Here is an 8408-nt window from a genome sequence, read left to right on the forward strand (position 1 = left end):
CTCATCCGCCCCTTCGGGGCACCTTCTCCCGCTTGCGGGAGAAGGGACGTTCGAGCTCCACGTGTGCGGCCTTACCGCTTCGCAGCCAAAATCCGCGTCAACAGATCCGCCGTCCCCGCAATCCGCCGCAGATGCGGATAGCGCAGACCTTCGCGGTAATCGATACGCACAGTGCGGAAGCTGTCCGCCTGTCGCACGATCAACTCGATCGGCGTGCCGTTCTGCTTTCCATCCATCAGCGCCTGCTTGATACGCCCACCGCTGTATGCCAGGCCATTCACCGCGACTATCGTCACATCCTTGGCCAGGCCGGCCTTGAAGGCAGGACTATCCCAACCAACCGCCTGCAGCACGCCATCGCTGCCGATCTTCAAACCCAGCGAATACTGCAGATCGGTAGCGCCATCCGCCTCGCCATCGGCAATCACCAGGTTCGGCTGATCGTCGAAGTACAGCTCCCAGCCCGCTGCTGCCAGACCATCCGGCGTCTTGCCATCACGCGCATCCAATCGGCTGCCGATGAAGGCATCCCAGTTGCCGGGCTGCACCGCCTCCAGCCCCTGCATCACATCGGCGCGGTCATACAGGCGAATCTCACCCTGCTTTCCGCCCTGGTGGAAGCGCTTGGCGAAATCGTCCAGCGTCACCTTGCCTTTGGAAAGGCTGCGCAGGCGTGCATCCACGCCCAGCCATAGCAGCGTGCTCTCGTTGTAGAACTCGAACGCACGCTGCCAGTCGGCCCAGGCCTGCGGCTTGGAATTGAAGTCGAGGATGCCCTGGTGCACGGTGTCGTGCAGGTCGCGCCACTGCCGGCCCGGCTGGGTAGCGTAGTTGGCCTGCAGCTGGGCCAGCATCGCCATCGCGTAGTCCGGCTTCCACAGCCCGGAGCGGGCGGCCAATACCACCGCCCAATACTGGGTCTGGCCTTCGTACATCCACAACTCGTCGTTGTGCATGGGCGCGTTGTAATGCGGCACCCAGGTTGGGCGCGGGCGCCAGGCCTTGCCTACCCAGGCGTGGGTGTACTCGTGCGGCAGCAGGTCGTTGTCGAGGAAGGGCCGCTCGCCACGCAGGTAGCCGTCGTGCATGCCGTTCTCGCTGCTCTGCGCATGCTCAAGGCCGATGCCGCTGAACACGTCCGACACCGCCAGCAGGAAGTTGTAGCGCGTATACGGGCGCGCGCCGAACACGGCGTCGGCCTCGCGCACCAGGGCGCGGTGTGCATCCAGCACCTTGGCGTCAGCCTGCAGGCCTTGCGGATTCTCGCCCACCACGTCCAGCCACACCGGTTGCCTGGAGGCTTCGTCCAGCGCGAAGCGCTTGAAGTACTGGCCGGCGAACACCGGCGAATCGATCAAGGTCATCAGCGACACAGGCTCGTACTGCTCGTTGCCGCCGCTGCGCTGTGCAACATCCAATGCCGTGCCACTCTGCCAGCCTTCGGGCAGGTGCAGGCTGGGCTTCACCTGGATGCCGCGCGCGTCATAGCCGGCCGGGTACAACAGCACGCGGTGCCATTGCAGGTCGAGCATGTTGGGGGTCATCGCCACCCGGCCCTGGTCGCTGGCAGTGGGGGAGAGGTACTGGAACTCGATATCCAGCACGCTGACACCTTCGGGCACCTGCAGCTTGAAGGCATACATGTCGCCGGAGTCGCGCGTCCATTGCAGTGGCTGGCCGTTGCCACGGATGACCAGCCCGGCCATCTGGTTGATCGGGCCGGTTGGCGCGTGATTGCCTGGGATCCACTGCGGGTACCAAAGCGTCAGCGCGCCAGCCGATACCGGAATGCGCTGGTGCACGCGCTGGATGCGGCGCTGGATGTCACTGGCATCCACCTCCAGCTCGATCACCCCCGGGTAGCTGGCCTGCACCTGCATCGCCGCCGCGCGTGCATCCAGCGGCTGCGCCTGCAGGCCCGCCAGCGGGGCAAAGCCCAGCACCATCGCCACCAACCACTTACGTCCCTGCATCACGCCCTGCCCCTTGCCTGAAGTCATCGCATCCTAGCCCGGCTGGCTTGCGCTGCGCATCCGCCGCCATACCAGGCAGCGGTTGTTGGCCGGCATCGCCACGTCCTCGCACAGTGCCAGCTGCTGGGCCCGCGCCAGTGCATCCACGGCCTCGAAATCGCGGATGCCCGATCTTGGATCGCGCGCCTTCAGCCAGCCGTCGAAGTTGCGGTTGCTGTCGCTGGTGAAAGCACCGTTGTAGTTGAACGGCCCGTAGGCAATGAACAGGGCGTCCGGCGCCATCAGCCTGGGCAGGCCGGCGAACACGGCCTGCACCTGCTCCCAGCCCATGATGTGCAGCGTGTTGGCGGTGAATACGGCATCGAAACCCGCAACGCCCTCATGCACGGGCAAGGCCGGCAAAGGCTGCAGGCCGCCGCCCGCCACCGCCTGCAGTTCCAGCGCTGGCGGGGTGTTGGGCAAGCCGGCCTCGTCCAGCCATTGGCCGATGCCGGGCAGGTGGTCGCGGTGGTCGCTGGCCTGCCAGCGCAGCCACGGCATTGCAGCGGAAAAGTGCACCGCGTGCTGGCCAGTGCCGCTGCCAATCTCCAGCACGTGGTGGGCCTGGCCCAGGTGCTGCTGCAGCACCTGCAGGATGGGAGCGCTGTTGCGCTCGCAGGATTCGGCGTGGGGCTTGGTCATCATCGGTGCCTGTTGAATGCAGGCCGTTGATTGTGCCGCAGGCCCTGTTTTGCGCCATGCATGACCATGGTCACTTGTGCCTGAACCCTTGTCCCGCCGAGATTCCAAGGTCTTGTGCGATGCAAGGCATCGCTGGCCCTGGAGTTCCACCGCTCATGCAACGCCGCCAGTTTCTTTCACTTTCCGGCCTCGGTCTTGCCGGGTTCATGCTGCCCAATGCCCAGCTGATCGCGGCCGAGGAGCTGCTTGCACCGGCCGATGTGGCCAAAAAGAAGCTGCTGGCCGATACCGTGCTGGCACTGGCCAAGCAGGGCGGTGCCAGTTACTGCGACGTGCGCATCGGCCGCTACCTCAACCAGGCCATCGTCACCCGCGAAGACAATGTGCAGAACGTCACCAACAGCGAATCGGCCGGTGTCGGCATCCGTGTGATCGTCAACGGTGCATGGGGCTTTGCGGCCAGCAACCAGTCCACCCCGCAGGGCGTGGCCGCCGCCGTGGCGCAGGCAATTGCAATTGCCCGCGCCAACACCAAGATCCAGACCAAGCCGGTGCAGCTGGCACCCACCCCGGGCGTGGGCGAGGTGCAGTGGAAGACGCCCATCCGCCAGAACGCGATGGCGGTACCGGTCAAGGACAAGGTCGATCTGCTGCTGTCGATCAATGCGGCGGCGATCAATGCCGGGGCCAACTTCATCAACTCGCAGCTGTTCCTGGTCAACGAGCAGAAGTATTTCGCCTCCAGCGATGGCTCGTGGATCGACCAGGACGTGCACCGCATCTGGCTGCCGTTCACCGCCACCGCCATCGACAAGGCCAGCGGCAAGTTCCGCACCCGCGCGGGGTTGTCGGCGCCGGCAGGCATGGGCTGGGAATTCCTGGACGGCAACGCCGCCGACAAGCATCAGCTGCCCGGTGGCGTGGTCGGCTACGGCCATACCTACGACCCGGTGGAAGACGCCATCGCTGCGGCCAAGCAGGCGCGCGCCAAGCTCACCGCCCCGTCGGTGAAGCCGGGCAAATATGACCTGGTGCTGGACCCGTCCAACCTGTTCCTGACCATCCACGAGAACGTCGGCCACCCGCTGGAGCTTGACCGCGTGCTTGGCTACGAAGCCAACTACGCCGGCACCAGCTTCGCCACGCTGGACAAGCGCGAGGCCGGTTTCCGCTGGGGCAGCGACATCGTCAACTTCACCGCCGACAAGACCGCGCCCTATAGCCTGGGTGCGGTGGGCTACGACGATGAAGGCGTGAAGACGCGCAAGTGGGACCTGGTCAAGGACGGCATCCTGGTCAATTACCAGGCCACCCGCGACGAAGTGCATATCCTCGGCGAGAACGCCTCACACGGCTGCAGCTATGCCGATTCGTGGAAGAGCGTGCAGTTCCAGCGCATGGCCAATGTGTCGCTGGCGCCGGGCAAGACGCCGCTGACCCCGGCGCAGATGGTCAAGGACGTGGAGAACGGCATCTACATCCACGGCCGTGGTTCGTACTCCATCGACCAGCAGCGTTACAACGCGCAGTTTGGTGGCCAGCTCTGCTACCAGATCAAGAACGGCGAAATTGCCGGCATGGTCGAGGATGCGGCCTACCAGATCCGCACGCCGGAATTCTGGAATGCCTGCAGCGCGATCTGCGATGAACGCGATTTCCGCATGGGCGGCTCGTTCTTTGACGGCAAGGGCCAGCCGGGACAGGTGTCGGCGGTGTCGCATGGTTCGGCCACCACGCGCTTTGACGGGGTGAACATCATCAATACGGCGCGGTCGTTGGGGTAAGGCGTAAAGCTACCCTCACCCCAACCCCTCTCCCGCAAGCGGGAGAGGGGCTATCAGATCGCAGGCTTGGGTGGCATACAAAGCCCCTCTCCCATCGGGAGAGGGGTTGGGGTGAGGGTACAGGCGAAGCCGCGCTACAGTGGGTTGCTAGAAATAGCGATGGGGCACCGGCGAATGCTCAAGCACGACGCAAGCCGTTTGTCGTCTTTGATCCCCGCCACCGGGCTTCGTCCCTACCCTCATCCGCCCCTTCGGGGCATCCCCGCCTTCGGGGGGACAAGTTCTTCTCCCGAAGGGAGAAGGTCAGCCGCCTCAGCGCGTCGTATACCCACCATTGACCAGAATCGTCTGCCCGGTCATCCACCAGCCCTCGGATACCAGGAAGCGCACCCAGGGCACGATGTCTTCGATGTCGGTCAGCCCGGTCCTGGAGAACGGCGACAGCGCCGCTGCAGTCTTGTGGTACGCGACCGCATCGGCACCTTCGGCAGGATAGAAGAACGGGGTATCCATCGGTCCCGGGCCAATCGCCGTCACCGATATCCCGCGCTCGCCAAATTCCTTCGCCGCCGCACGGGTGTAGTGCTCCACCGGCGCCTTGGTGCCGGCATAGCTGGAATAGAACGGCGTGAACGCGCCCAGCAAGGACGTCACCAGCGTGCACACCTTGCCGTTGTCGGCGAGGTTGCGGCCGGCTTCCTTGAGGAAGAAGAACGCGGTCTTGTTGTTCACCGCGTCCATCGCATCGAACTCGGCCTCGCTGATCTGCGTCATCGGCTTCTTCAGCACCTTGCCGACCGTGTTGATGGCGATATCGATGCGGCCCATGGCCTGCTTGGCGTCATCGAACAACTGCTCCATCGCCGCAGCCGAGGTCAGGTCGGCCTGGAACAGGTGCGCATTGGCGCCGGCTGCACGCACCGCCTCGGCCGTGGCCTCGGCTTCGGCGCGCGCAGCCTCGCTGTTGTAGTGGATGGCCACGCTGCTGGCCCCCTGCTTGGCGAAGTCGCGGGCCAACAAGCCGCCCAGGTTCTTGCCGCCGCCGGCAATGAGGACGGTCTTGCCGTGGATGCGATGGTCGGTCATTGCGAACTCCTGTGGCTTGGGGGAATGCCAACAGAGCCTATCGACTTGGATTTGCGGATAAAGCCGGTCATTCTGACTTCACTTGTCGGCCTATCCGGACAATCGCCATGGATCGTATCGAGCTGTACCGCGTTTTTGTGCGGGTAGTGGACTGCGCTGGCTTCACCCGCGCAGCCGATCAGCTCAAGCTGCCGCGCTCCACGGTGTCCGAGGCCGTACGCACGCTGGAGCAGCGGCTGGGCACGCGCCTGCTCCATCGCACCACCCGGCGGGTCACGCCAACCCAGGATGGGTTGCTGTTCCATGCCCGCTGCCAGCAGTTGATCGCCGATGCGGACGAGGCCGAGCAGTTGTTCCGGCAATCACCGCAGGCCCTGAGTGGGCGGATCAAGGTGGATGTGCCCGGCCGCATCGGCCGCCTGATCATCGCCCCTGCTTTGCCCGGCTTCCTGCAGGCGCACCCGCAGATCGATGTCGAGCTGGGCATGACCGACCGCAGCATCGATCTGGTCGAAGATGGCGTGGATTGCGCGCTGCGGGTTGGGCCGCTGCAGGACTCGCGCCTGGTCGCACGCGGCATTGGCCAATTGCCGCTGATCAATGTGGCCAGCCCCGCCTATGTGGAGCGGCACGGCATGCCCATGCATCCCTCGCAGCTCGGCATGCATTGGGGTGTGCTTTACGCCTCGCCCGGCAATGGCCGGGTCGAGGCCTGGGAATGGCGCGAGAACGGCATTCTGCGCAGCCAGCCCCTGGCCGGGCGCGTCACCGTCAACAGTGCCGAGGCCTATATCGCCTGCTGCCTTGCCGGACTGGGCCTGATCCAGATCCCCGCCTACGACGTGCGTGCCGAGCTGGCGGCTGGCAGCCTGCTGGAAGTGATGCCCGGGCATCGCGCCGATCCCATGCCGATGCACCTGCTGTTCCCGCATCGTCGCCATCCTTCCCAACGGCTGCGGGTGTTCGTGGACTGGTTGCAGCAGGTGCTGCTGGAAGTGGTTGGGTGATTGGATGCTTTGCCTGCTTGCCGGCAGGCAAAGCAAAAGCGCAACCCCTCCCCAACCCTCCCCTTCGCTGCGCGAAAGGGAGGGGGCACAAGCAAAGGTCGTAAGCAGTTCCGCGATTGCACGGACCGCTCCCTCCCTTTCGCGCAGCGAAGGGGAGGGTTGGGGAGGGGTGAGCTCCTCGCAGAAATCCCAAATAAATCGCCAGTCCATGCCTAAAGTCACTACCGCTGCAAACACCTGCCCGCAAGAATCGAACAGTTCGCAGACCACCGCGAAGCCATCGTCGTTTGTTGCCGTAGCGCCCGCCTTGCGGGCCTTGCCCCGTGGAGAGCAGCCTTGCAGAGACGTGACTTCCTTGCCCTGACCGGGCTTACCGCTGGCGGCCTGATGGTGCCGTCCTTCTTCGGCAAGGCTATCGCCGCCGAACAGCTGCTGACCGCGCTCGATCCGGCCCTGAAGAAGCGCCTGGCCGATGACGCGCTGAATGCGGCCAAGGCCGCCGGCGCCACCTATTGCGACGTGCGCATCGGCCGCTACCTGCGCCAGTTCGTGATCACCCGCGAAGACAAGGTCCAGAACGTGGTGAACACCGAGTCCACCGGCACCGGCATCCGCGTCATCGTCAACGGTGCCTGGGGCTTTGCCGCCACCAACGACCTGAGCCCGGCCGGCGTGGTCAAGGCCGCGCAGCAGGCCGCTGCCATTGCCAAGGCCAATGCCAAGGTGCAGACCGCGCCGGTGCAGTTCGCCAAGGCGCCCGGCTACGGTGAGGTCAGCTGGCGCACGCCGATCAAGAAGAACGCGATGGAAGTGCCGATCAAGGACAAGGCCGACCTGCTGCTGGGCGTGAACGCCGCAGCCATCGGCGCCGGCGCCAGCTTCGTCAATTCCATGCTGTTCCTGGTCAACGAGCAGAAGTACTTCGCCTCCACCGACGGCTCCTACATCGACCAGGATGTGCACCGCATCTGGGCGCCGATGACGGTCACCGCCATCGACAAGGCCAGCGGCAAGTTCCGCACCCGCGACGGCCTGTCCTCGCCGATGGGCCTGGGCTTCGAATACCTGGATGGCGAGGCCTCGGGCAAGACCGTGCTGCCCAACGGCGTCATCGTCTACGGCCAGTCCTACGACATGCGCGAAGACGCCATTGCCGCCGCCAAGCAGGCGCAGGAAAAGCTCAAGGCGCCGTCGGTCAAGCCGGGCAAGTATGACCTGGTGCTGGACCCTTCGCACACCTGGCTGACCATCCATGAATCGGTGGGCCATCCGCTGGAGCTGGACCGCGTGCTCGGCTACGAAGCCAACTACGCCGGCACCAGCTTCGCCACCCTGGACAAGCGCGAGCAGCACTTCCAGTACGGCAGCGACAAGGTCAACATCTTCGCCGACAAGACCCAGCCGGGTTCGCTGGGCGCGGTGGCCTACGACGACGAAGGCGTCAAGACCAAGCGCTGGCCGCTGATCACCGACGGCAAGCTGGTCGACTACCAGACCATCCGTGACCAGGCGCATATCCTGGGCAAGACCGAATCGGACGGCTGCTGCTATGCCGACTCCTGGTCGAGCGTGCAGTTCCAGCGCATGGCCAATGTGTCACTGGCGCCCGGCAAGACCCCGCTGTCGGTGGCCGACATGATCAAGAATGTCGAGAACGGCATCTACATCATCGGCGACGGCTCGTTCTCCATCGACCAGCAGCGCTACAACGCGCAGTTCGGTGGTCAGCTGTTCTACGAGATCAAGAACGGCCAGATCACCCGCATGCTGGAAGACGTGGCCTACCAGATCCGCACCCCGGAGTTCTGGAACGCCTGCAGCGCCGTGGCCGACGAACGCGACTACCGCCTGGGCGGCTCGTTCTTCGACGGCAAGGG

The 8408-nt window shown here is 64.9% G+C and carries 6 protein-coding genes; 3 read left to right on the forward strand and 3 right to left on the reverse strand.

Annotated elements, in window-relative coordinates; all coding sequences use genetic code 11:
* Positions 1 to 71: 71 nt before the first annotated feature.
* Entirely contained in the window at positions 72 to 2000 is a 1929-nt protein-coding gene (locus B2527_RS13285; RefSeq protein ID WP_293714237.1) for a M61 family metallopeptidase, read from the reverse strand.
* Positions 2001 to 2006: 6 nt separating this feature from the next.
* A complete protein-coding gene (locus tag B2527_RS13290; protein WP_293714239.1) occupies positions 2007 to 2654 on the reverse strand; it encodes a DUF938 domain-containing protein in 648 nt (215 codons plus the stop codon).
* A gap of 155 nt (positions 2655 to 2809) precedes the next feature.
* Here B2527_RS13290 and B2527_RS13295 point away from each other — a divergent pair, with 155 nt between their 5' ends.
* The gene (locus B2527_RS13295) at positions 2810 to 4438 is read left to right on the forward strand and encodes a TldD/PmbA family protein (RefSeq protein WP_293714241.1); all 1629 of its coding nucleotides are present in this window, start codon (positions 2810 to 2812) and stop codon (positions 4436 to 4438) included.
* A 312-nt stretch (positions 4439 to 4750) separates the two neighbouring features.
* Here the strand turns inward: B2527_RS13295 and B2527_RS13300 are convergent, their stop codons facing one another.
* The gene (locus B2527_RS13300; RefSeq protein WP_293714243.1) at positions 4751 to 5524 is read right to left on the reverse strand and encodes an SDR family oxidoreductase; all 774 of its coding nucleotides are present in this window, start codon (positions 5522 to 5524) and stop codon (positions 4751 to 4753) included.
* A 107-nt stretch (positions 5525 to 5631) separates the two neighbouring features.
* Here B2527_RS13300 and B2527_RS13305 point away from each other — a divergent pair, with 107 nt between their 5' ends.
* Both B2527_RS13305 and B2527_RS13310 read left to right on the forward strand, forming a co-directional pair.
* The gene (locus tag B2527_RS13305) at positions 5632 to 6531 is read left to right on the forward strand and encodes a LysR family transcriptional regulator (protein ID WP_293714245.1); all 900 of its coding nucleotides are present in this window, start codon (positions 5632 to 5634) and stop codon (positions 6529 to 6531) included.
* A 336-nt stretch (positions 6532 to 6867) separates the two neighbouring features.
* A partial coding sequence (locus B2527_RS13310) for a TldD/PmbA family protein (protein ID WP_293714247.1) occupies positions 6868 to 8408 on the forward strand: 1541 nt, incomplete at its 3' end.

It is taken from the genome of Stenotrophomonas sp. UBA7606 (genome assembly GCF_002477705.1).
In the GTDB taxonomy this organism is placed as follows: Bacteria; Pseudomonadota; Gammaproteobacteria; order Xanthomonadales; family Xanthomonadaceae; genus Stenotrophomonas.

What these genes read in the sequence shown, in the direction of transcription:
- B2527_RS13285 (WP_293714237.1), bottom strand. Translation starts at nt 2,000, where the DNA reads ATGACTTCAGGCAAGGGGCAGGGCGTGATGCAGGGACGTAAGTGGTTG.
- B2527_RS13290 (WP_293714239.1), bottom strand. Translation starts at nt 2,654, where the DNA reads ATGACCAAGCCCCACGCCGAATCCTGCGAGCGCAACAGCGCTCCCATC.
- B2527_RS13295 (WP_293714241.1), top strand. Translation starts at nt 2,810, where the DNA reads ATGCAACGCCGCCAGTTTCTTTCACTTTCCGGCCTCGGTCTTGCCGGG.
- B2527_RS13300 (WP_293714243.1), bottom strand. Translation starts at nt 5,524, where the DNA reads ATGACCGACCATCGCATCCACGGCAAGACCGTCCTCATTGCCGGCGGC.
- B2527_RS13305 (WP_293714245.1), top strand. Translation starts at nt 5,632, where the DNA reads ATGGATCGTATCGAGCTGTACCGCGTTTTTGTGCGGGTAGTGGACTGC.